The following is a 20,667-nucleotide window of genomic DNA, read 5'->3' as shown; positions in this document are numbered from 1 at the left end:
ATATACCGGACATATGACCACACCAAGCGAAATGTCTGACGCAATGTTCGAATCGGCTTACCGCGGTGAGGCTCCCGAGTTCGCCGGGGCACGCCCGCCGTGGAGCATCGGCGAACCACAGCCCGAGATCGCGGCCCTGATCGCCGAGGGCAAGTTCCACGGGGAGGTGCTGGACGCCGGTTGCGGTGAGGCGGCCACGGCCCTGGACCTGGCGGAACGGGGATTCACCACCGTCGGGCTGGATCAGTCGGCCACGGCCATCGAAATGGCGCGGGCGGAGGCGGCCAAGCGGGGCCTGACCAACGCCAGCTTCGAGGTTGCCGACATCAGCGCGTTCACCGGCTACGACGGTCGATTCGGCACCATCGTCGACAGCACGCTGTTCCACTCCATGCCGGTGGAACTTCGCGACGGTTACCAGCAGTCGATCGTGCGGGCTGCCGCACCGGGCGCGTCCTACTTCGTGCTGGTGTTCGACAAGGCGACGATGGGCGACACCGGACCCGCCAATCCGGTCAGCGAGGACGAATTGCGCGAGGTCGTCGGCAAGTACTGGGTGATCGACGATGTCCGGCCGGCCCGCATCCACTCCCACGTGCCGGCGGAATTCGCCAACTTCGCCGATTTCGCCGGAATGGACCTCCGCGACGAGGGCAACAACCGCAAATCGATCGCCGCCTGGCTGCTTCAGGCGCACCTCGGGTAGCTGCCGGGCTGACCTGGTCCCGCCGGCGACACTCGGTCTGCGAGGGCTCCCCCCGCTAGGTGTGCTGCCCGCCATAGGGCAGGATAGAGAGGCCGTCCAGGGGTAACCCGGGTGGCTCTCTACATGCGAGGAGTGCCGAGGAGACCGATGGCGGATCCGAATGTCGCCGGCGAGGGCGCAGCACCCATTCGTCCCTTCTACACGAGGGTTCTGCTGAAGCTTGGCGGAGAGATGTTCGGCGGCGGCGAGGTCGGTCTCGACCCCGACGTCGTGCATCAGGTAGCCCGCCAGATCGCCGCCGTCGTGCGCAGCGGGGTCCAGGTCGCGGTCGTGATCGGCGGCGGCAACTTCTTCCGCGGCGCCCAGCTGCAGCAGCGCGGGATGGAACGCACCCGTAGCGACTACATGGGCATGCTCGGGACCGTGATGAACAGCCTTGCGCTGCAGGACTTCCTGCAGAAGGAAGGCATCGACACCCGCGTGCAGACCGCCATCACCATGGGTCAGGTCGCCGAGCCGTACATCCCGTTGCGGGCCGTGCGGCACCTGGAAAAGGGTCGCGTCGTCATCTTCGGTGCCGGCATGGGCCTTCCGTACTTCTCCACCGACACGACCGCTGCGCAGCGCGCCCTGGAAATCGGGGCCGACGTGGTGCTGATGGCCAAGGCCGTCGACGGCGTCTACACCGCCGACCCGCGTGAGGATCCGGACGCCGAGCTGCTCACCGAGGTCAGCCATCGCGAGGTCATCGATCGCGGCCTGCGGGTCGCCGATGCCACCGCCTTCAGTTTGTGCATGGACAACCGGATGCCGATGCTGGTGTTCAACCTGCTCACCGAAGGCAATATCGCCCGCGCGGTGGCGGGTGAGAAGATCGGAACACTGGTCACCACCTAAACGGGAGAAGCCGACGTGATCGACGAAACTCTCTTCGACGCTGAAGAGAAGATGGAAAAGGCCGTGAGTGTGGCCCGTGACGACCTGTCCACCATTCGGACCGGCCGGGCCAATCCCGGCATGTTCTCCCGTATCAACATCGACTACTACGGGGCGATGACGCCGATCACGCAGATGGCGAGCATCAACGTTCCCGAGGCGCGCATGGTCGTCATCAAGCCTTACGAGGCGTCGCAGCTCAAGCCGATCGAGGACGCGATCCGCCATTCCGACCTCGGGGTCAATCCGACCAACGACGGCAGCATCATCCGGATCTCCATCCCGCAGCTCACCGAGGAGCGTCGCCGCGACCTGGTCAAGCAGGCCAAGTCCAAGGGTGAGGACGCCAAGGTGTCGGTGCGCAACATCCGCCGCAAGGCCATGGAAGAGCTCAGCCGGATCAAGAAGGACGGCGAGGCCGGCGAGGACGAGGTCGGACGGGCCGAGAAGGACCTCGACAAGACCACCCACACCTACACCAGCCAGATCGACGACCTGGTCAAGCACAAGGAAGGCGAACTGCTGGAGGTCTAGTGGCCGATCAGCAAATACCTTTCGTGACAAACACACCGGTCGGAGAACCGCAGAAAAAACAATCCCGGGCCGGCCGTGATCTCCCGGCCGCCATCGCCGTCGGCGTCGTCCTCGGCGCCCTGGCGATCGGGACCCTCTTGTTCGCGCCGATCTGGTGGCTGCCGTTGCTCGCGGTGGCCATCGCCATCGCCACCCACGAGGTGATCCGGCGGCTGCGCGAACACGGTTACGTGTTGCCCGCCGTCCCGCTGCTACTCGGTGGCCAGGCGATGATCTGGTTGACCTGGCCGTTCGGGGCAGCCGGTCTGCTGGGTGCCTTTGGGGGCACCATCGTCGTCTGCATGGTGTGGCGTCTGGTCGGGCAGGGGCTGGACCAGCAACCGGTCAATTACCTGCGCGATGTCGCCGCCACGATCCTGCTCGCCACCTGGGTGCCGTTGTTCGCGGCCTTCACCGCGCTGCTGATCTTCGCCGACCACGGCGGAGCCCGGGTGTTCACGATCATCGTCACGGTCGTCTTCGCAGACATCGGCGGTTATGTCGCGGGCGTCCTGTTCGGCAAACACCTGCTGGCGCGGGCGATCAGCCCCAAGAAGTCCTGGGAGGGCCTCGGCGGTTCACTGCTGTTCGGTACCGCCGCTGCCGTTCTCTCTGTGACGTTCCTGCTGGACAAGCCCGCGTGGGTGGGTGTGCCGCTGGGCTTGCTGCTGGTCATCACCGGCGTGCTCGGTGACCTGGTCGAATCGCAGATCAAGCGTGACCTCGGGATCAAGGACATGGGCACGCTGCTACCGGGCCACGGTGGGATCATGGACCGCATCGACGCGATGCTGCCGTCCGCTGTCGTCGGCTGGATTGTGCTGACGCTGCTCGCCTAGGTTGCGTCCGCTGCGTGCACCTGAGGCGTTCAGCCAGCAGGCGACCGCACCCAAGACCAGTCCCGCGGCGATACCGAGGTTCACCCGCTCGCCGAGCATGAACCAGGACAACACCCCTGCGACGGCGGGAATGACGCAGAACAGCATCGCGACCGCCGAGGCGCCGTGCAGATTGATGGCCCGCACGTACAGCGACACCCCGAGCATGGCGTTGAGCAGCACCACGCCGGCCACCGCCAGCACGGCCTTGGTGGCGTCATGCACCTCGACCGGTGTGGTGAGCGCAAGCGCCAAGGCGGGGATGAAGGCGACGGCGTTCTGCACGGACGTCGAGGCCCGGAAGTCGACATCGGAGCAGAATCGCTGTTGATACACCCCGCCGGCGGCCAGGCCGAGCAGCGCGGCCAACAGCAATCCGACCGCGGGGTCGATTCCGCCCGACTGCACCAGCCTCGTCGCGCAGGCCGCCAGCACGGCGGCAACGCCGAGCACCAAGGCGAGCACCCGGCGCGGCGTCAACCGATCGCGCAGGAATATTGCCGCCAGCAGTGCGGTCGCGACCGGGTTCATCGCGATGACGACCGCGCACAGCACCGCCGGGGCGCCATGCTGAATCGCGATGTACAGGGCACAGAACTGCACGGCCTGCATGAGTAGACCCGCCACCGCGACGTGGAGCAGCTTGCGGCCGGTGGGAAAGCCGACCCGGGCCAGTGCCGCCCACGTCCCGAGGAACATGCCCGCGAGCCCGAACCGGAAGGCCAACACCGCCATCGGTGAGAGCGCGTGCACCGCGAGGTTGCCGATCGGATAACCCAGGGCGTAGAAGAACGTCACGGTCGTCGCCGTGCGCATCGGCATCGGCTGGATTGCTCCGTGCGTGCGCAGTGCAGTGGGCGCCATGACGCCAATGGTGGGTGAGCTCCCCACGTGCGGTCCAACGATTATCGGCAATCGCGATTGATCGTTGATGCTAATCAATCAAGCGGAATAACTCGGTGAATAGAAGGAAACGCCTGGTTTTTGATCGTAAGCACTGATCGGAGTACGTTGGCCGCATGGGTCAGGTGCTGGATATCGCACCGCTGCGCAGCCTGGTGGCGGTGGCGGACTGTGGCGGGTTTCACCGCGCCGCCGCGGTGTTGCACATGACGCAGTCCGCCGTCAGTCAGCACGTACGGCGGATCGAGGCCGTCGTCGGCGGTCCCGTCGTCGAACGGTCTGGGCGCGGTGTCGCCTTCACCGAACTGGGGCATCGCGTTCTCGGTCACGCCCGGGGCATCCTTGCCGCGCACGACGCGGCGCTGGCCGATCTCGGTGCGGCCGAAGAACAAGTGCTGCTGATCGGCGCCACCGAGCACGGCGCCGACGTCATGTTGCCCGCCCTCACCGCGGCGCTGGGCGAGCGGTTGCCCAACTGGCGGCTGCGGTTTCGCCTCGACCGCAACGTCATGCTCGCCGACGCCCTCGAACACGGTCTGGTCGATCTGGCCGTGATGCTCGACGGTTCCGGAATGGATCCCGCTCATGCCTCCGGAACGCTTGCGCTGAAGTGGGTTTCGGGCCGCGGCTTCGGCGTGGGTGCAAACCAGCCGTTGCCGGTGGTGATGTTCTCCGAACCGTGCACCTTGCGCGAACCCACGTTCGCCACGCTCGACCGATGCGGGACCGACTACCGCATCGCCGCCGAATCCGCGAACCTGTCCGGCCTGTTCGCAGCGGTGCGTTCCGGCCTGGGCGTGGCACTGCTGCCGATGATCGGCCGACTGCCCGACGGGCTGTGCCTGGCCGAGGGGCTGCCTCCGGCCAGCCGCGCATCGGTGTTCGTCCGCGGCCGCGCCGGGGTGGACACCGGAGTCCTGGACACTGTTGAGCGGACCGTTCATGACGTTCTCGCCGGACAAGCCTGATACTGGAAAAGACATGAAGCAGGAATTGGTCTTCGAAGCCCCGCGACGCCGCATGCCGCCGCGGCACCTTGCCGACCTCGACGAGGACGGCCGTGCTGCTGCCGTCACCGAGCTGGGTCTGCCGAAATTTCGTGCCAAGCAGCTGGCCAATCAGTACTACGGTCGCCTGATCGCCGATCCGAAGCAGATGACCGACCTGCCCGCCGCCGTGCGGGATCAGGTGGCCGAGGCACTGTTCCCGGCGCTGATCGATCCGGTGAAACAGATCCAGTGCGACGCGGGTGAGACCCGCAAGACGCTGTGGCGCGCGGTCGACGGCACGACATTCGAATCGGTGCTGATGCGCTATCCGCAGCGCAATACGGTGTGCATCTCGTCGCAGGCAGGCTGCGGCATGGCCTGCCCGTTCTGCGCCACCGGCCAGGGCGGTCTGATGCGCAACCTGTCCACCGGCGAGATCCTCGAACAGGTGCGGTCGGCGTCGTCGGCCATGCGGCTGGAGCATGACGGGCGGCTGTCCAACATCGTCTTCATGGGCATGGGTGAGCCGTTGGCCAACTACAACCGGGTGCTGGCGGCCGTCAAGCGCATCATCGCCCCGCCGCCGAACGGTTTCGGGATCAGCGCCCGCTCGGTGACGGTGTCGACGGTGGGGCTGGCCCCGGCCATTCGCAAACTCGCCGACGAGCGCCTCGGCGTCACCCTGGCCGTTTCCCTGCACACTCCCGACGACGAACTACGCGACACACTGGTGCCGGTGAACAACCGGTGGAAGGTCGACGAAGTCCTCGATGCCGCGCGGTACTACGCCGATGTCACCGGACGCCGGGTGTCCATCGAGTACGCGCTGATCCGTGATGTCAACGATCAGCCGTGGCGCGCAGACCTTCTCGGCAAGAAGCTGCACGCCAAGCTGGGGCAGCTGGTGCACGTCAACCTCATTCCGCTCAACCCGACACCGGGCAGTGAATGGGACGCCAGTCCCAAACCGGTCGAGCGGGAGTTCGTCAAACGCGTTCAGGCCAAGGGGGTCTCGTGCACCGTGCGCGATACCCGGGGGCGTGAGATCGCCGCGGCCTGTGGCCAGCTGGCCGCCGAGGGCTGAGTCGAGGCGTTGACGCAGCGTTGACTTTGAACTGAGGTCGCAAAAGGCCGAGAAGGCGTCTGCGTGGATTCAATGTCAACGTATCGTCAGGCTTGACCCGGCGGGTTGGTGAACCAGAGATTCTCCTCGCGCAGGCTGCGGCTGCGCCAGCCGTCGGCCGTGCGCACCAGTTCGTGGTGGTAGTACCCGCCGCACGCACTGATCTCCGCCATCCCCGGCAGCTGCATGGGGTTGTAGAACATCGCTCGCACGCTCGCGGTGTCCCCGTCGGTTTCGAGGATCTCGATGTTGGTGATGTAGTGCATGCTCCACGGGATCACCCCGAAGTTGGCAGCGAACCAGTCGACCACCTCGTCACGTGTTCCCACCATGGCGCCCGCTGACGAGTAGTCGATGTGGGCGTCCTCGGTGAACACCGACCGGTACAGCTCCCAGTCTTTGGAGTCGACTGCCCGCGCGTAACGCGTGAGCAGATTGCTGATCTGTAATTCGTCCATCGTTCTCCTCCCGCGAGCGTGCACACAGATCGTGTTCTGGGGCCGGATCGCGATCTGTGTGCACCTTCGGCACGGCTACTCCGGCATCCCGATGGTCTTCGACTCGAAGTACTCCTTGAAGCCTTCCTCGCCGTTACGCCGGCCCAGGCCGCTCTGCTTGGAGCCGCCGAACGGGCTGTTGATGCCGAAGTGGCTGCGGCTGTTGATCGTGACGTTGCCGGTGCGGATGCGGCGCGCGATGCCGAAGGCCCGGTCCACGTCCCCGGACGAAACCTCCCCGGACAGGCCGTAGATGGAGTTGTTGGCGATGGCGACCGCCTCGTCGTCGGAGTCATACGGGGTGACCGTCAGCACGGGACCGAAGATCTCCTCCTGCGCGACCTGCGAATCGGGGTCGACGTCGGCGAGCAGGGTGGGCTGGGTGTAGTAGCCCGTGGGCAGGTTCTCCGGAATGCCTCCGCCGGTGACCAGGCGGGCTCCGGAATCGATGCCGGATTTGATGAGCCCCAGCACCTTGTCACGCTGGGTCGCGCTGATCTGTGGACCCTGCATGATGCCCGGTGTCCACGGGTCTCCGACGGGGAAGTTCTCCATCGCGCCCTTGAGGAGCTCGAGGCCTTCGTCGTAGCGGCTGCGGGGGAGCAGGATTCGGCTGGGCAGGATGCAGGACTGCCCGCTCATGACGCAGGCCATCATCGCGGCGATCGGGAGCGCCGAGTTGAAGTCGGCGTCGTCGAGCACGATGTGGGCCGACTTGCCGCCCAGCTCGAGCATGGTCTTCTTGACCGTGGAGGCACCGGCGGCCAGGATGGCGCGCCCGGTCGCGGTGGAACCGGTGAAGGTGATCATGTCCACCCGCGGGTCCGCCGACAGCGCGGCACCGACCTCGTTGGCATTGGACACCACGACGTTGAACACGCCGGCCGGGATGTCGGTGTGTTCGGCGACGATGCGGCCCAACTCGGTACCCGACCACGGGGTGAGCTGCGCGGGCTTGAGCACCACGGTGTTGCCGGCCATCAACGCCGGCACCGTCTCGGCGATGTTGAGGTAGAACGGCACGTTCCACGGGGTGATCGCGCCGACCACGCCGACCGGCTCGTAGGCGATCTTGCGTCGCGCCGGCCCCAGCTGGGTCTGGTGCACGCCGTTGTCGACGACGTAGTCGAAGCTCCTCCCGTGCTCGGCCCAGTGCTTGACCTCGCCGATCGGGTCCTCGATCTGTGAGCCCGTGACGGTCACCGGACAGCCGACCTCGGTGACCAGCACCCGGCGCAGCCGCTCCTTCTCGGATTCCAGCGCGTCGTGCAGCTGCATCAGGCAGTGGTAGCGGAACTCGACGTCGCGGCTCCAGTCGGTTTCGTCGAATGCCCTTCGCGCGGCGCCCACGGCGCGCTCGATGTCGGCCACCGTGCCGTCGGTCGCCTGGCCGGCCACCTGCTCGCTGGCGGGGTGGATGACGTCGAATTTCGCACCGCTGCCGCTGTATTGGAGTTCACCGTCGATGAGCATCCGCTCGTCACCGGCGAGCACGCCGGTGTCACTCTGCACCTGAGTCATAGGAGACAGCTTTACAAAAATTGCGTGTCGTGTCACCCCTTTGGGAGAAGGATTGACCGATCGGCAAGACTCTGCGATCGTAGAGTGCCGTTGACGCGGGGGCAGGAGGTACCGATGGGCGAACGGTAGAGACGGATCAGTTCGTGTCGGGCTGTTTGATGCCGACGGCGTGGCGCAGTTGTGCGAGGAATTGATCGCCGTCGTCGCTGCGCACGATGTAGTGCGAGATCGCCACCCGGATCGCGGTGGCGGCCTTGACCGGCGCGTTGGCGCCCGACAGGAGTTTGAGCAGCCGCGCCCGCATCAGCGGGATGACGTTGGCCAGTTGGGCGATCACGACTTCGGGCTCGATGTCGACCAGCCGTACCCCGGAATACGACTGTTGGTACTGCACGATGAAACGCAGTGCGGCGTCGAGCTTCTCGGTGCCCCTCAGGCCGACGGTGGCACGGCTCATGCCGTGGTCGAACATCTCGCGCTCGTAGGTGCCGAACGCGGCGAGGAGCTCCTGTTTGTCGGCGAACCACCGGTAGAGCGTGGGCCGGGAAACGCCGGCCTGCAGCGCCACCTCGGAGAGGCTCAGTTTGGTCTGGCCGCTGCGAGCCAGTACCTCGGCAGTCGCGACCAGGATTCGGTTACGCGTCGAGGTGTCGTCTAGCGATAGGTCCCGCTGCGCGGGTACAGGTTCATTCACGTCCAGGCCTTGGTTGATCGTGGTTCACCAAATGGTAGGACCATCACAGCAACTTCTTGAGTATTGCCACAGTCTCCAGGTCTGCCAAAGCTGCCACACCCCGTCTCGCACCCTCCAGCGCGATGCCTTCGTCCTGCATACCGCCGAGTCCGGCGGTGATGACGGGTGCGGTGTACGCATAGATCGCCCCGAGGCGATAACGCTCCCACAACTCGTCGTGCTCCAGGGTCGGGCCGCCCGCCGCGGCGAGTGCCCGCCGGTACTCGTCGAGCAGGTCCCGCTCGGCGGCCTGCCGATCGGCCGTGGTCATGCAGGTGACCAGGGTGTATGCCAGCTCGCGGCCCGGATGGCCGCGGCGCACCGCCTGCCAGTCGAGTAGGCCCGCTTCGCCGTTGCGGAAGAACAGGTTGCCCGGATGTGCGTCACCGTGCATCACGGTGTGCGGCGGGCGGTCCAGCAGCTGTGCCGCCGCACGGTAGTTCTCGTCGATGAATCGGCCGTCGGCCACCGGGATGTCGGTGTTCTCGGCCAGTCGTTTGGTCGACATCTTCAACAGGGAGCCGGTCATCAACGAGGTGTGGTCGCCCGATGCCGAGTACAGCCAGCCCAGCGGCCCGGTTCCGCTCTGTTGCGGCAGGCGGCCCCAGAACGACGCGTGCACGCGGGCCAGCAGCTCAACCGTCATGGCGGCCCGGTCCTTGTCCAGCGGGTGCAGGGTGTCCGGGAACTCGCAGGGACTCAGTGCCAGGTCTTCCAGGACGAGCACGTAACGCCCGGTGAGGGCGTCGAAGGCCGCGCCGTAGGGGCGGGGAACGCCGGGCAGGCCGTCGGCCAGCTGCTGGTAGAACCGAACCTCGGTATGTCCCAGCCGGCCCAGCTCGCCCATCATCCGGGTGGCGCCTGTCTCGGCGGGCATCTTGACGAAGACCGATTCCGGCACGCCGGTGCCCGACAGTGCCAGCCGGGCACGTGACGACGTGCCCGCATCGCCGCCGACCACCGACACCGATTCGACGCGGCACCCGGTCAGTTCGGACAGGTAGGCCGCGTCGAGGTCGGCGATCCGGCGGGGCAGTGACCGCATGCGCCCGATGACCGCGTCGGTTGCGATACGTTGCACGCCGTGGCCGATATGTGCGGCCAGGCCGGCAGCGGGGACGAGGCGGCGGGCCGATGTGAGCATCCGGCAAGTTTACAATTGCGATCGAAATTGTAAAGCGGTTTCGGGAAGGAGCGGCATGGCGGGTCCGATGGAGGGTTTTCGGGTCGTCGAGTTGGGTGTCTGGGTTGCCGCACCGGCGGCCGGCGCGCTCCTTGCCGACTGGGGCGCCGATGTCATCAAGATCGAACCACCCTCGGGCGACCCGGCGAGAACCTTCGGCCGCATGCTCGGCCTGGATCCGGACCTGGGTGTGGCGGCCAACCCGCCCTTCGAGATGGACAACAGGTCCAAGCGCAGCATCGTGCTCGACCTCGGTACCGCCGAGGGGCGGGAGACCGCAGGCGAATTGCTCTCCACCGCAGACGTTTTCCTGACCAACGTGCGGCCGGCCGCGTTGCGCCGGCTGGACCTCGACTTCGAGACCGTCGCGGCACGCAATCCGCGCCTGGTGTACGGGCTGATCACCGGATACGGACTGACCGGACCCGAGGCGGACCGCGCGGCCTACGACGTCGCCGCGTTCTGGGCCCGCGCCGGGCTTGCCGACCTGCTCACCCGGCCCGGGGACACCCCGCCGTTCCAGCGTGGCGGGATGGGCGACCACTCCGCGGGGATGACGCTGGCGGCTGCGGTGTGTGCCGCACTGCTGGCCCGAAATCGCACCGGGACCGGCCAATTGGTCAGCACCTCGCTCTACCGGCAGGGCGCCTACACCGTCAGTTTCGACCTCAACACCGTGCTGATGAGCGGTGAGCAGATCGCGATCGGTCAGCGTGAGGCGATGGCCAACCCGTGCATGAACAACTACACCACCGGTGACGGGAGGCGGTTCTGGATCGTCGGGCTCCAGGGGGACCGGCACTGGCCCGCACTGTGTCGCGTGGTGGCCCGCGAAGACTGGCTGACCGACGCACGTTTCGCCACGGCGCGTGATCGATACGTCAACGCCCGCGAGCTGATCACCGATCTGGACGCCATCTTCGCCGAGCATCCGATGGAGCACTGGGCAACACTGTTCGACGAGGAACCCGACTTCTTCTGGTCACCGATCAACAGTCTCGACGACGTGATCGCCGACGAGCAGTTCCACGCCGCCGGCGGGATTGTCGAAGTCCCCGACGGACTTTCGACGGTGCCGATGGTGGCCAGCCCGGCCGACTTCTCGGCCACCCCGTGGCAGCCGCGCATGGTCGCCCCGGCGCTCGGCGCCCACACGGACGAGATCCTGGCCGAGCTGCGCGGTGGTCAGGATCGCTGAGCGTTGATGCCCGCGAGCAGTTCATCGAGCTGCTCGCGGGTGATCTTGCCTGCCGAGAATGCGGCCATCCGCCCGATCGGCACCGATTCCAGCATTCGCAGCAGATTGCTGCCGAAAGCGGAATCGGCTGTGCCGAACGGGGACGAGCTGCCCAGTATCGCGAGAATCGTCCGCGCCGCCGCCGGGTCGGCAAGCAGCTCGGCCAGCGTCGAATCGCGGGTGAACGGCTGGGTCGGTTCATCGCCGGCCAATGCCACGGTCGCGGCCAGCCGCAGGTCCCGGCTCGATGCGCCGACCGACACGGCATACTCGCCGGATTCGACGACCCAGCGCCCGGCCGTCGTGCTCCAGTACGCGAGTTCGCTTCGACTGACCGGGATTTCGACGGCGCATTGCTCGCCCGGTTCGATCGTCACCGCGGCGAAACCGGCCAGCCACCTCACTGGCCTGCCGACGGTGGATCCGGGCAGCCCGACGTAGGCCTGCACCACCTCACGGCCAGACCGGGCGCCGGTGTTGGTCACCGTGAGCCGCACGGACAGTCCCTCGCCGACGGCGTCGACTTCGAGACCGGAGTAATCGAACCGGGTGTAGGACAGGCCGTGGCCGAACGGGAACGCCACCGGCATGTCCCTGCTGTCATACCAGCGATAGCCGACGAATATCCGTTCGCCGTAGACGGTATGGCCGGATTCGGACGGAAAGTTGAGGTAGGCGGGTGAATCCTGCAGCCGCAGTGGCACGGTCTCGGCCAGCCGGCCCGACGGGTTGACGACGCCGAACAGTGCATCGGCCAGCGCGCCGCCCCCGGCCTGCCCGAGCAGGGCCCCGTCCACGACGGCCGGGGCCAGGGCCGCGACGGTGTCGAGGCGCACCACGCCGCCATGGGACAGGACCACCACGGTGCGGGGCTGGACCTCGACCACGGCCCGGAGCAGATCCAGCTGGGCGGCGGGCAGATCGATGTGCTCGCGGTCGTAGCCCTCGGACTCCTCTTCGGCGGTGAGCCCGAGGAAGACGATTGCGGTGTCGGCGGATTCAGCGGCACCGACCGCGGCCGCGATGTCACTTCCCGAACAGTGGCTCACCGGCTGATCGCCTGCGAGCCTGCGGATCTCGTCCAGCGGGATGTCGAGGCGGGTCGGGTTCACATGGGAACTCCCGCCCCCCTGATACCTCGGCTGTTGGGCGAACTCGCCGATGACCGCCAGCGGCGACGGCGCCAGCGGCAGCAGATCGCCGTCGTTCTTCAGCAGCACGATGGCCCGCTGTGCCGCCTCGCGGGCCAGCTCGTGGTGCGCTTCGATATCGACAGCACTGAATGAAGCTGCGGCGGTGCCGGTTTCGGTGACCCGCTGGATCAGTTGAGCGACGCGCCCCGCGGCGCGGGCGACGACGTCGGCGTCCAGGGATCCGGCATGCACCGCGTTCACCACCTCGCTGTCGGAGAGGCCGCCGGTCGTGGGCATCTCCAGGTCCAGGCCCGCGGCCACGGCCGCCACCCGGTCCGCCACCGCGCCCCAGTCGCTGACCACCACGCCGTCGAAACCCCACTCGTCGCGCAGCACCGTGGTCAGCAGCCAGAGGTTCTCGGACGCGTAGACCCCGTTGATCCGGTTGTAGGAACACATCACGGTCCAGGGCCTGGCCTGGCGCACCACGATCTCGAAAGTCCGCAGATAGATCTCCCGCAGCGTCCGGACGTCGACGTCCGAGCTGGCCCGCATCCGGTCGTGCTCGGCGTTGTTCACCGCGAAGTGCTTGAGCGATGCACCGACACCGCGGCTCTGGACACCGCGCACCCACGCCGTGCCCAGCGTCCCCGACAGCAACGGATCCTCCGAGTAGTACTCGAAGTTGCGCCCGCACCGTGGGTCACGCTTGATGTTGACTCCCGGCCCGAGCAGCACGTGCACGCCGAGTGCGCGGCTTTCGTCGCCGAGTGCCCGGCCGACTCGCTCCACCAATTCGGGATCCCAGGTCTGGCTGAGTCCGACCGCGGGCGGAAAGCAGGTCGCCGGCTCGCTATCGGACAGGCCCAGATGATCTGCGGCGCTGCCGGATTGCCTGCGCACCCCGTGCGGGCCGTCGGTCAGCACGATCGCGGGCACCGCGCCGATCGCCTTGGTGGTCCAGAAGCTGGCGCCGCTGCCCAGCGCGGCCTGCTCGGCCAGGTCGAGCCCGACGATGGGATCAGCTGAGTCCGTCACCGAGACCAGGGTAGTGCCGGAAGTGAAAAGACCTGGTCAATGCTGATGTTTTACCCGGGCGGCGTGGCGTAGCTGCGCCAGAAAATCGTCGGCGTCGTCGCTGCGCACCAGGTAGTGGCAGACCGCCACCCGCACCGCGGTGGCCGCGGCGATGTCGGCATCCGGCCCGGTTGTCAGTCGCTGCAGGCGTTCCCGCATGAGCGGGATCACCTGGGTGAGGCGCTTGATGACATGTTCCGGTTCGATGTCGACCATGCGTAGTCCCGGATAGGACTGCTGATACTCGACGACCGTGCGCAGTGCGGCGTCCAGGTGTTCGTTGTCGGGCAGGTCGGCGGAGGCCTGGGCCACGGCCTGTTCGTAGTACTTGCGCTCCCACACCACGAATGCGTCGAGCAGTTCCTGTTTGGAGGCGAACCAGCGGTAGAGCGTGGGCCGGGAAACCCCGGCCTGCTGGGCGACCTCGGACAGGCTGAGCTTGGTCATGCCGTTGGCGCCGAGCACCTCGGCGGTCGCGGCCAGGATCCGTCCGCGGGTGCTGCTGTCGTCGTCGATGGACGATATTTCCGCCATGCCCACAGCTTTACAAACTATCGACGAACTGTCACGCTAATTCGTGGCGCGACACCGTTGTCGGACGCCCGTGCAGGAGGGAACACCGTGACAGTTGCCAGCTCACCGCAGGCACGCGAATACAGCCCATTCGACATCACGTCGCACGATTTCTGGAGCCGGCCCTTCGCCGAGCGTGACGAGACATTCGCGCAGTTGCGCGCCGGTGAGGGCCTCAGCTGGCATCAGCCGCTGCCGACGCTGTTCGACGTCGAGGAGCCCGGTTTCTGGGCCATCACCCGCCGCGCCGACATCCAGTTCGTGAGCCAGCACCCCGAGTTGTTCACCTCGACCCAGGGCGTTGCGCTGGATCCGATGCCGGCCGACGTGCAGAAGTTCGCCACCTTCTTCCTGATGATGGACCCCCCCGAGCACACGACGTACCGACGCTTGATCAGCTCGGCGTTCACCCCACGCAATGTGCGCAAGATCGAGGAGCAGATTCACCGCAACGCTGTTGCCGTCGTCGACGACCTGATCGGTGCCGGGGACGTCGACTTCGTCGAGGCATGCTCGGCGCAGCTGCCGATGCGGACGATCTCCGACATGCTCGGTGTACCCGCTGCCGATCAGCCCGCGCTGGCCAAGGCGGCCGAGAAGCTGTTCAGCATGAGCGATGACGAGTACTCGTCGCTCGAAGAGCGGGCCATGGCCACCATCAACGAGATCATGCTGATTTCGAACACGGGTGTGGAGCTGGCCAAGTTCCGGCGGTCCAATCCCGGTGACGACCTGATGACCAGCATCGTCAACGCCGAGGTCGACGGGCACCGGCTGACCGATGAGGAGATCGGGGCGTTCCTGATCCTGCTGGCCTCGGCGGGCAATGACACCACCAAGCAGACCACCACCCATGCGATGCTGGCGCTGGCTGCCAATCCGGACCAGAAGGATTGGCTGTTGGAGGATTTCGACAACCGGATCGGTCTGGCCACAGAGGAATTCGTGCGGTGGGCCACCCCGGTGATCCAGTTCGCGCGGCACGCCACCGAGGACGTCGAGCTGGCCGGCCAGCAGATCAGGGCAGGCGAGAAGGTAGGCCTGTTCTACTGCTCGGGCAACCGGGACGAGTCGGTGTTCACCGACCCTCGGCGTTTCGACCTCAGCCGTTCTCCCAATCCGCAGGTCGGGTTCGGCGGTGGCGGCCCGCACTTCTGTCTGGGTAACCAACTGGCCAAGACCGAGTTGCGGCACCTGTTCCGCGAGCTGCTGACCCGGCTGAAGACCGTCGAATTTGGTGAGCCCGAACTGCTGTACAGCAGCTTCGTGCACGGCATCAAGCGCGTGCCCGCGCACGTCGCGTAGGCCGGCGCCCGATGCGCGTCGAAGTCGATCTGGGCAAGTGCACCGGGCATGGCATCTGCGAATCGATCGCCGAGGACGTGTTCGAGGTTTCCGACGAGGGCTGGGTGCACATCCATGGCGATGATCACCCGGAGAGCGACCGGGAACGGTTGCAGCAGGCCGTGACTCAATGCCCGGCGACCGCCCTGCGGATGCAGGGCTGACTTTCAGGCGGCTGCGATCAGCACCCGGCCCGGCCCGCGCACCGTGTAGTTGGTGCCGTAGTCCAGGGGACCGGCCAGCTGCCAATCGTCCACGGTGTCGATCAGCTCCTCGACGAAGATCTGGGCCTCCAGGCGGGCGAGGTTCATGCCGAGGCAACTGTGTAGGCCGAAGGCGAATCCCAGGTGGGACAGCTTGCGCCGGGTGATGTCGAACTCGTCGGGGCGCTCCCAGCGTCGCGGATCGCGGTTGGCCGCGCCCAGCAGCAGGGTGATCCGTTCGCCATCGGCGACGGCGACGTCACCGACAGCCACGCCGTCACCGACCACATCGCGGAAGATGGAGTGCGACACCGTTTCCAGACGGTGCACCTCTTCCGCCGCATCGAGGGCCAAGGCGCGATCCGACTGCAGGATTCGGCGCTGGTCCGGATGGACGGCCAGGGTGGCCACGATCTGGGCGAGCAGCTTGGCGGTGGTCTCGTTGCCGGCGAACACCAATTGGGTATTGCTGGCGACGATCTCCTGTTCGGTCATGTGCTCGCACGCATAGTCGTGGCCGACCATCGTGCCGATCAGATCCCAACTGCCGTCGGCGGGGCGGCCCCGGCGGGGTAGTTGCTCGCGGATGTAGGAATTCAGTTGGGCCGTAGCGTGTTTACCGGCGGCGATCAACTCGGCACCGTGCCCGTCGGGCATGCTGTACCCCTCGGCGGAAGCGCCCATCGCGTCGCTCCACGCGGTGAACTGGCCGACCATCTCCGGTTCCACGCCGAGCAAGTGCGCGATCACCTCGGTCGGGATGCCACGGGTGAGCTCCGAGACCACCTCGACGGTTTCCCCGTCGCGGAGTCTGGCTGCCACCGGCTCCAGCCTGGCGCGCACGATGTCGGTGATCACCGGGCGCAGCTGCGCCAGGGTCCTCGGCCGGAAATCGCCGGACCAGATCGACCTGATCTGGTCGTGGTGTGGGCCGTCGTAGAACTCCATCGTGGGTCCGCCGAACACCGCTGCGTGCTCCACCTGTCCACGTTCGGAGCCGAACCGTGAAGGTGCACTGAGGATCTGCTTGACCAGGTCGAACTCGCCGACCATCCACCGGTTGATCCGCTCGTTGAAGACCACTCCGCCCAGCTCCCGGATCTCGCGGTAGCGCGCCCACGGGGCGGCGACGAACGCCGGGTCGGTGGTGTCGAACGACAGCAGCGGAAAATGGGCGGCGACCATAGCTGCCATGTTGACAATTTTATGCAATTCTGTAAAGCGTGAGTTTCAAGGATCTGGGCCGTGAACTGTCCAACTGGGGTCGGTGGGGGCCCGACGACCAGATCGGCACCCTCAACCTCGTCGAGCCGCGCCACGTGCAGGCCGCAGCGGGTGAAGTCCGTTCGGGCAAGGTGTTTCAGCTGAGCATCCCGGTGGGCAAGGACGGCCCGCAGAGCGGCATCGGCGGCCGGCTCAACCCGGTCCACCTGATGTCGATGCAACCCGACGACTGGGAACCGCACGGGCTGCAGGTCGCCGACGACTGGATCATCATGCCGTTGCAGTCCGGCACCCAATGGGACGCGTTGTCGCACGTCGCCTACGACGACAAGCTGTACAACGGCTACCCCACAGACCAGGTCCGCACCCGTGCCGGAGCCCGTCAGCTGGCTGTCGACGCCTTCACCGACCGGATCGCCGGGCGCGGTGTACTGCTCGACATCGCCCGGTTGCACGGCGTGGACTGGCTCGAAGGCGGTACCGCGATCACCCCGGCCGACCTCGAGGCCGCCGAACAGGCACAGGGTGTGACCGTCGGAGAGGCCGACTTCCTGCTGGTGCGGACCGGCTGGCGGGGCAGACTGCTGGCCCACGGCCGCGACGACTGGATGTCCACCGAACCGGGCCTGGGCATCGACTGCGCACGCTGGTTGCGCGACCGCGGTGTCGCGGCGGTGGGCAGTGACAACTGGGCCATCGAGGTGATCCCCAGCGAGACGGGGGAGACGCTGCCGCTGCACTGCATCCTGATCCGCGACATGGGCATGCCGCTGGCCGAGATCCTCGACCTCGACGCGCTGAGCGCCGACTGTGCCGGCGACGGGGTGTGGAGTTTCCTGTTCGTGGCGCCGCCGCTGCACATCAGCAATGCCGTGGGTTCGCCGGTCACGCCCATCGCGATCAAATGAGCCCGGCCTTCCAGTACCGGCTGCGTACCCCCGCCCCGTTGGTCAGCGTCGAGGACTACCGGCGCGCGGCGCGCCGGGCTCTGCCCGCGATGGTCTGGGCCTATCTCGACGGCGGGGCCGAGGACGAGCGCACATTGCGCGCCAATCGCGGGGCCTTCGCGAATTGGTCACTGCGCCAACGGGTCCTGGCCGGGCATCCTGGTGTTGAGCTGGGGGTGACGATCGACGGGCAGCGACTCGAACTGCCGGTGCTGCTGGCTCCCACCGGGCTCACCGGGCTGGCGCACTGGTCGGGTGAGCTGGCCGCCGCGCAGGCCGCCGAACGGGCAGGCACCCGATTGACACTGTCGACGGCGTCGTCGTACTCCATCGAGGAGGTGGCCGCAGGCACCTCGGCCGACCACTGGTTCCAGCTGTATCCCTGGGGCGATGGCCCGTTCTCGGATTCCATGCTCAGCCGGGCCCGTGACGCCGGTTATCGCACCCTGGTGGTGACCGTCGACGTTCCGGTGCAGGGCAACCGCACCGGGGAGCGGCGCACCGGCATGGGGCACCCGCCGATCCTCACCCCGCGCCGCATCGCCGACGCCGCGATCCGGCCGCGCTGGTGGTACGGACTGCTGCGGCACCAGCGGATGACGATGCGCAGCCTCACCCACACCGCGGGCGCCAAGGGTGCGGTGGAATCCGTGAGCATCCAGAACCGCCGGATCCGGCCCGACCTGAGTTGGCGTGACGTGGCAACGCTCCGCGAGCGCTGGGACGGGCCGTTCGTGGTCAAGGGCGTGTTGGAGCCAGACGACGCGGTGCGTGCGGTCGACGACGTCGGTGCCACCGGGGTGGTGGTGTCCAATCACGGTGGGCGCCAGCTCAATGGCGTGATCGCCTCGGTCGACGCGTTACCTGACATCGCCGACGCCGTCGGCGGACGCGCCACGGTGCTGCTGGACAGCGGTGTGCGATCCGGTAGTGACATCGTGACGGCTCTGGCCCTCGGAGCCGATGCCGTGATGATCGGTCGGCCCTACATCTACGGGCTGGCCGTGGCCGGCGGCGCTGGGGTCGGCGCGGTGCTCGACATCCTGGCCGCCGAGATGCGCTCGACGCTGACGTTGATGGGTGTGGCGAGTGTGGCTGACCTGAACCGGGACTCGCTGGTCGCCCGCTAGCCGCGGGGCGGCTTGGGTGGGCGGGGCCGCACCAGCACCGACTGCTGGATCGCGCCCACCGCGCCGGTCTGGTCGAACAGCGTCCCCACCGTGGCGCCGATGCCGTCGGGACCGTAGTTGGTGTCGGCGCGGATGCCGATCCACTCGCCGTCGGGCACACGGTGGATGTGCACCACCAGGTCCGTGTTGAGGAACGTCCACTTGCGGATGTCGATCTTGGAGCCGATGCCGTTGGCGTCGTCAGCGACGGCGAACAGGCGCTGGAGCGGCGTCATCGACTCGCCCTTGAGCAGGTCGACGGTCGGCTTGAGCCAGGATTCACCCGGGCCGGGCGCCTGCGGCACGGTCAGCCAGCGCCAATCCACGCTGTGCACGTAGTTGGGCTCCCAGTTCTTGGCCATGTCGTGGCTACGGGCCTGCTCCAGCGGCGGCAGCGGTTCGGCAGAGGCGTGCGCGATGGCGGCGGTGTCCAGTTGCAACATCCGCCAACCGCCGGCCCGCGCCACCACCCGGGGAGCACCGTCGGGGCCGGGCGCCAGCATCTCGGCGCTGACCAGTTCGATCTGCTTGCCCGGTCGTTCCAGCTGTGCGCGCACCCACAGGTCGCCTTCCGAAGGCACCCCGCCCATCAGATCGATGGCTACCCGGCTCAACCGGGTGTCGGCGCGGTACTCACAGCGCTCCAGCGCACGCACCAGCAACGCTGACACCGGCGCACCGTGCTGGATGGCCGCCGACCAGGTGCCGCGCGCCATGTCGGTGGCGCGAAACTTCTCGCCGATCGGATCGTTCTCATCGATCAGCTCGTAGTAAGAGTCAGACATATCTACCTGTCGTCAGTGGTGGTGATGTGAGTCGTGATCGCCCGGTGCGGGGGTTTCGACCATCAGCGCGTCGACCCGCGACAGTTTGGTGCCGATCAGGCGTTCCGGATAGGCGTCGGTGGTGGTGACCAGAAACAGGGTGCGCCCCTCGGCGCCGCCCAGGGCACACGCGATCGCGGTGCGGCCGTCGGTGTCGACCCGGTGCGTGACCGTGGCCTCGCCCTGTCCGTCGGCCGCGAACCGCTGGAACTCCTGTGCCAGGGTCAATGCCGCCCACACCCCGCCCTCGACGTCGATCGCGAGGCCGTCCGGCGGGCCATCGAGACCCTCGGCGAACACCCGCCGGTCGGCGAGGCCGCCGTCGGCATCGATGGCGAAGGAGCTCAGTCGTCGCGCGGTGGACTCCGCGACGATCAGGGTGGTGCCATCCGGGGTGATCACCATGCCGTTGGGGAAGTCCAGCTGTTCGGCGACAACCGTCACCTGATCGTCGGGGTCGATACGCACGATTACCCCGTCGGTGCGGGCCTGGGATCCGACATAGGCCCGGCCGTGCTCGTCGACCACCATGTCACCTAGGGCTGCGGGGACCAGGTCGCTGAGATCGGCCAGCAGTTCGACGGTGTCGCCGTCGTAACGCAGCACCTGGCGGCGCTCGGTGGACACGATCAGCAGGGTGCCGTCGGGCCGGAAACCCAGCCCGGACGGCGAATGTCCGGGTACGGGCAGGGTGGTCATGGAGCCCGACAGCGTGACCGTGTGCACGGCTTCGCCCAGCATGTCGGAAAACCACAGCATGCCCTCGAACCAGCGCGGCCCCTCGCCGAAACAGAAACCGTGCGCCAGTTCGGTTGTCCCGGTTTGTTCGGTTCCCGCAGTCATGTCCTCGCGCCTTTACAAAACACGGCTCAAGTGTCACGCTCGCATGGTGCC

21 protein-coding genes are annotated in these 20,667 nt (G+C 67.1%); 11 read left to right on the top strand and 10 right to left on the bottom strand.

The window, feature by feature from the left end; translation table 11 throughout:
- Window positions 1–13: 13 nt before the first annotated feature.
- The 4 genes from ACNQVK_RS24490 to ACNQVK_RS24475 all read left to right on the top strand — a co-directional run bounded on the left by ACNQVK_RS24490 (window position 14) and on the right by ACNQVK_RS24475 (window position 3,054).
- Complete coding sequence (locus ACNQVK_RS24490) at window positions 14–706, top strand: class I SAM-dependent methyltransferase (protein WP_418031587.1); 693 nt, start codon at window positions 14–16, stop codon at window positions 704–706.
- Window positions 707–853: 147 nt separating this feature from the next.
- Window positions 854–1,603, top strand: a complete 750-nt coding sequence (pyrH, locus tag ACNQVK_RS24485) for a UMP kinase (protein ID WP_044517556.1) — start codon at window positions 854–856, stop codon at window positions 1,601–1,603.
- A 15-nt stretch (window positions 1,604–1,618) separates the two neighbouring features.
- Window positions 1,619–2,176 carry a ribosome recycling factor gene (gene frr / locus ACNQVK_RS24480; RefSeq protein ID WP_044517557.1) on the top strand — a complete coding sequence of 186 codons (558 nt, stop codon included), beginning with the start codon at window positions 1,619–1,621 and terminating at the stop codon, window positions 2,174–2,176.
- Window positions 2,176–3,054: a phosphatidate cytidylyltransferase gene (locus tag ACNQVK_RS24475; protein ID WP_418031586.1), complete on the top strand. Its 879-nt coding sequence runs from the start codon at window positions 2,176–2,178 to the stop codon at window positions 3,052–3,054. The genes frr and ACNQVK_RS24475 overlap by 1 nt, the downstream gene beginning before the upstream one ends.
- Here the strand turns inward: ACNQVK_RS24475 and ACNQVK_RS24470 are convergent.
- Window positions 2,965–3,915 (bottom strand): DMT family transporter, encoded by a 951-nt coding sequence (locus ACNQVK_RS24470; protein WP_418034300.1) that lies wholly within the window; start codon window positions 3,913–3,915, stop codon window positions 2,965–2,967. The genes ACNQVK_RS24475 and ACNQVK_RS24470 overlap by 90 nt on opposite strands.
- 197 nt (window positions 3,916–4,112) lie before the next feature.
- Between ACNQVK_RS24470 and ACNQVK_RS24465 the strand changes: the two genes are divergently transcribed.
- Window positions 4,113–4,964: a LysR family transcriptional regulator gene (locus ACNQVK_RS24465; RefSeq protein ID WP_418031585.1), complete on the top strand. Its 852-nt coding sequence runs from the start codon at window positions 4,113–4,115 to the stop codon at window positions 4,962–4,964.
- A 13-nt stretch (window positions 4,965–4,977) separates the two neighbouring features.
- Window positions 4,978–6,069, top strand: coding sequence for a 23S rRNA (adenine(2503)-C(2))-methyltransferase RlmN (gene rlmN / locus ACNQVK_RS24460; RefSeq protein WP_044517560.1), 1,092 nt, complete (start codon window positions 4,978–4,980; stop codon window positions 6,067–6,069).
- 86 nt (window positions 6,070–6,155) lie between these two features.
- On the opposite strand, the gene ACNQVK_RS24455 is transcribed toward rlmN, so the two are convergent.
- The 4 genes from ACNQVK_RS24455 to ACNQVK_RS24440 all read right to left on the bottom strand — a co-directional run bounded on the left by ACNQVK_RS24455 (window position 6,156) and on the right by ACNQVK_RS24440 (window position 10,003).
- Complete coding sequence (locus ACNQVK_RS24455) at window positions 6,156–6,566, bottom strand: nuclear transport factor 2 family protein (RefSeq protein ID WP_418031584.1); 411 nt, start codon at window positions 6,564–6,566, stop codon at window positions 6,156–6,158.
- Between the two features lie 75 nt (window positions 6,567–6,641).
- Complete coding sequence (locus tag ACNQVK_RS24450) at window positions 6,642–8,126, bottom strand: aldehyde dehydrogenase family protein (protein WP_418031583.1); 1,485 nt, start codon at window positions 8,124–8,126, stop codon at window positions 6,642–6,644.
- A gap of 136 nt (window positions 8,127–8,262) precedes the next feature.
- Window positions 8,263–8,820: a TetR/AcrR family transcriptional regulator gene (locus ACNQVK_RS24445; RefSeq protein WP_276129626.1), complete on the bottom strand. Its 558-nt coding sequence runs from the start codon at window positions 8,818–8,820 to the stop codon at window positions 8,263–8,265.
- 43 nt (window positions 8,821–8,863) lie between these two features.
- Window positions 8,864–10,003: a phosphotransferase gene (locus ACNQVK_RS24440; RefSeq protein ID WP_418031582.1), complete on the bottom strand. Its 1,140-nt coding sequence runs from the start codon at window positions 10,001–10,003 to the stop codon at window positions 8,864–8,866.
- Window positions 10,004–10,058: 55 nt separating this feature from the next.
- On the opposite strand from ACNQVK_RS24440, the gene ACNQVK_RS24435 reads away from it, so the two are divergent.
- A complete protein-coding gene (locus tag ACNQVK_RS24435) occupies window positions 10,059–11,240 on the top strand; it encodes a CaiB/BaiF CoA transferase family protein (protein ID WP_418031581.1) in 1,182 nt (393 codons plus the stop codon).
- Here the strand turns inward: ACNQVK_RS24435 and ACNQVK_RS24430 are convergent.
- Together ACNQVK_RS24430 and ACNQVK_RS24425 are read right to left on the bottom strand one after the other, a co-directional pair.
- On the bottom strand, window positions 11,228–13,450 hold the full coding sequence (locus ACNQVK_RS24430) for a glycoside hydrolase family 3 C-terminal domain-containing protein (protein ID WP_418031580.1): 2,223 nt from the start codon (window positions 13,448–13,450) through the stop codon (window positions 11,228–11,230). The genes ACNQVK_RS24435 and ACNQVK_RS24430 overlap by 13 nt on opposite strands.
- 36 nt (window positions 13,451–13,486) lie before the next feature.
- Entirely contained in the window at window positions 13,487–14,023 is a 537-nt protein-coding gene (locus ACNQVK_RS24425; protein WP_211153883.1) for a TetR/AcrR family transcriptional regulator, read from the bottom strand.
- Window positions 14,024–14,110: 87 nt separating this feature from the next.
- On the opposite strand from ACNQVK_RS24425, the gene ACNQVK_RS24420 reads away from it, so the two are divergent.
- On the top strand, window positions 14,111–15,367 hold the full coding sequence (locus ACNQVK_RS24420; RefSeq protein WP_418031579.1) for a cytochrome P450: 1,257 nt from the start codon (window positions 14,111–14,113) through the stop codon (window positions 15,365–15,367).
- Window positions 15,368–15,378: 11 nt separating this feature from the next.
- Window positions 15,379–15,570: a ferredoxin gene (locus ACNQVK_RS24415; RefSeq protein WP_418031578.1), complete on the top strand. Its 192-nt coding sequence runs from the start codon at window positions 15,379–15,381 to the stop codon at window positions 15,568–15,570.
- Between the two features lie 3 nt (window positions 15,571–15,573).
- Here ACNQVK_RS24415 and ACNQVK_RS24410 read toward each other — a convergent pair whose 3' ends face one another.
- The gene (locus ACNQVK_RS24410; protein ID WP_418031577.1) at window positions 15,574–16,803 is read right to left on the bottom strand and encodes a cytochrome P450; all 1,230 of its coding nucleotides are present in this window, start codon (window positions 16,801–16,803) and stop codon (window positions 15,574–15,576) included.
- Window positions 16,804–16,832: 29 nt separating this feature from the next.
- Between ACNQVK_RS24410 and ACNQVK_RS24405 the strand changes: the two genes are divergently transcribed.
- On the top strand, window positions 16,833–17,741 hold the full coding sequence (locus tag ACNQVK_RS24405; RefSeq protein WP_418031576.1) for a cyclase family protein: 909 nt from the start codon (window positions 16,833–16,835) through the stop codon (window positions 17,739–17,741).
- Complete coding sequence (locus ACNQVK_RS24400) at window positions 17,738–18,910, top strand: alpha-hydroxy acid oxidase (protein ID WP_418031575.1); 1,173 nt, start codon at window positions 17,738–17,740, stop codon at window positions 18,908–18,910. Before ACNQVK_RS24405 ends, ACNQVK_RS24400 begins: the two co-directional genes overlap by 4 nt.
- Here ACNQVK_RS24400 and ACNQVK_RS24395 read toward each other — a convergent pair.
- Entirely contained in the window at window positions 18,907–19,734 is an 828-nt protein-coding gene (locus ACNQVK_RS24395) for a thioesterase family protein (RefSeq protein ID WP_418031574.1), read from the bottom strand. The genes ACNQVK_RS24400 and ACNQVK_RS24395 overlap by 4 nt on opposite strands.
- A gap of 12 nt (window positions 19,735–19,746) precedes the next feature.
- Window positions 19,747–20,616: an SMP-30/gluconolactonase/LRE family protein gene (locus ACNQVK_RS24390; protein WP_418031573.1), complete on the bottom strand. Its 870-nt coding sequence runs from the start codon at window positions 20,614–20,616 to the stop codon at window positions 19,747–19,749.
- Window positions 20,617–20,667: the final 51 nt, after the last annotated feature.

Source organism: Mycobacterium sp. 134 (genome assembly GCF_048282715.1).
Classification (GTDB): domain Bacteria; phylum Actinomycetota; class Actinomycetes; order Mycobacteriales; family Mycobacteriaceae; genus Mycobacterium; species Mycobacterium septicum.
Note: the sequence above shows the minus strand (reverse complement) of the source record. Positions and strands in the feature narration are given on the sequence as shown.

Coding starts and splice junctions, on each gene's coding strand:
- ACNQVK_RS24490 (WP_418031587.1), top strand. CDS start 14: ATGACCACACCAAGCGAAATGTCTGACGCAATGTTCGAATCGGCTTAC.
- pyrH (WP_044517556.1), top strand. CDS start 854: ATGGCGGATCCGAATGTCGCCGGCGAGGGCGCAGCACCCATTCGTCCC.
- ACNQVK_RS24470 (WP_418034300.1), bottom strand. CDS start 3,915: ATGCCGATGCGCACGGCGACGACCGTGACGTTCTTCTACGCCCTGGGT.
- ACNQVK_RS24465 (WP_418031585.1), top strand. CDS start 4,113: ATGGGTCAGGTGCTGGATATCGCACCGCTGCGCAGCCTGGTGGCGGTG.
- rlmN (WP_044517560.1), top strand. CDS start 4,978: ATGAAGCAGGAATTGGTCTTCGAAGCCCCGCGACGCCGCATGCCGCCG.
- ACNQVK_RS24455 (WP_418031584.1), bottom strand. CDS start 6,566: ATGGACGAATTACAGATCAGCAATCTGCTCACGCGTTACGCGCGGGCA.
- ACNQVK_RS24450 (WP_418031583.1), bottom strand. CDS start 8,126: ATGACTCAGGTGCAGAGTGACACCGGCGTGCTCGCCGGTGACGAGCGG.
- ACNQVK_RS24440 (WP_418031582.1), bottom strand. CDS start 10,003: ATGCTCACATCGGCCCGCCGCCTCGTCCCCGCTGCCGGCCTGGCCGCA.
- ACNQVK_RS24435 (WP_418031581.1), top strand. CDS start 10,059: ATGGCGGGTCCGATGGAGGGTTTTCGGGTCGTCGAGTTGGGTGTCTGG.
- ACNQVK_RS24425 (WP_211153883.1), bottom strand. CDS start 14,023: ATGGCGGAAATATCGTCCATCGACGACGACAGCAGCACCCGCGGACGG.
- ACNQVK_RS24415 (WP_418031578.1), top strand. CDS start 15,379: ATGCGCGTCGAAGTCGATCTGGGCAAGTGCACCGGGCATGGCATCTGC.
- ACNQVK_RS24410 (WP_418031577.1), bottom strand. CDS start 16,803: ATGGCAGCTATGGTCGCCGCCCATTTTCCGCTGCTGTCGTTCGACACC.
- ACNQVK_RS24400 (WP_418031575.1), top strand. CDS start 17,738: ATGAGCCCGGCCTTCCAGTACCGGCTGCGTACCCCCGCCCCGTTGGTC.
- ACNQVK_RS24395 (WP_418031574.1), bottom strand. CDS start 19,734: ATGTCTGACTCTTACTACGAGCTGATCGATGAGAACGATCCGATCGGC.
- ACNQVK_RS24390 (WP_418031573.1), bottom strand. CDS start 20,616: ATGACTGCGGGAACCGAACAAACCGGGACAACCGAACTGGCGCACGGT.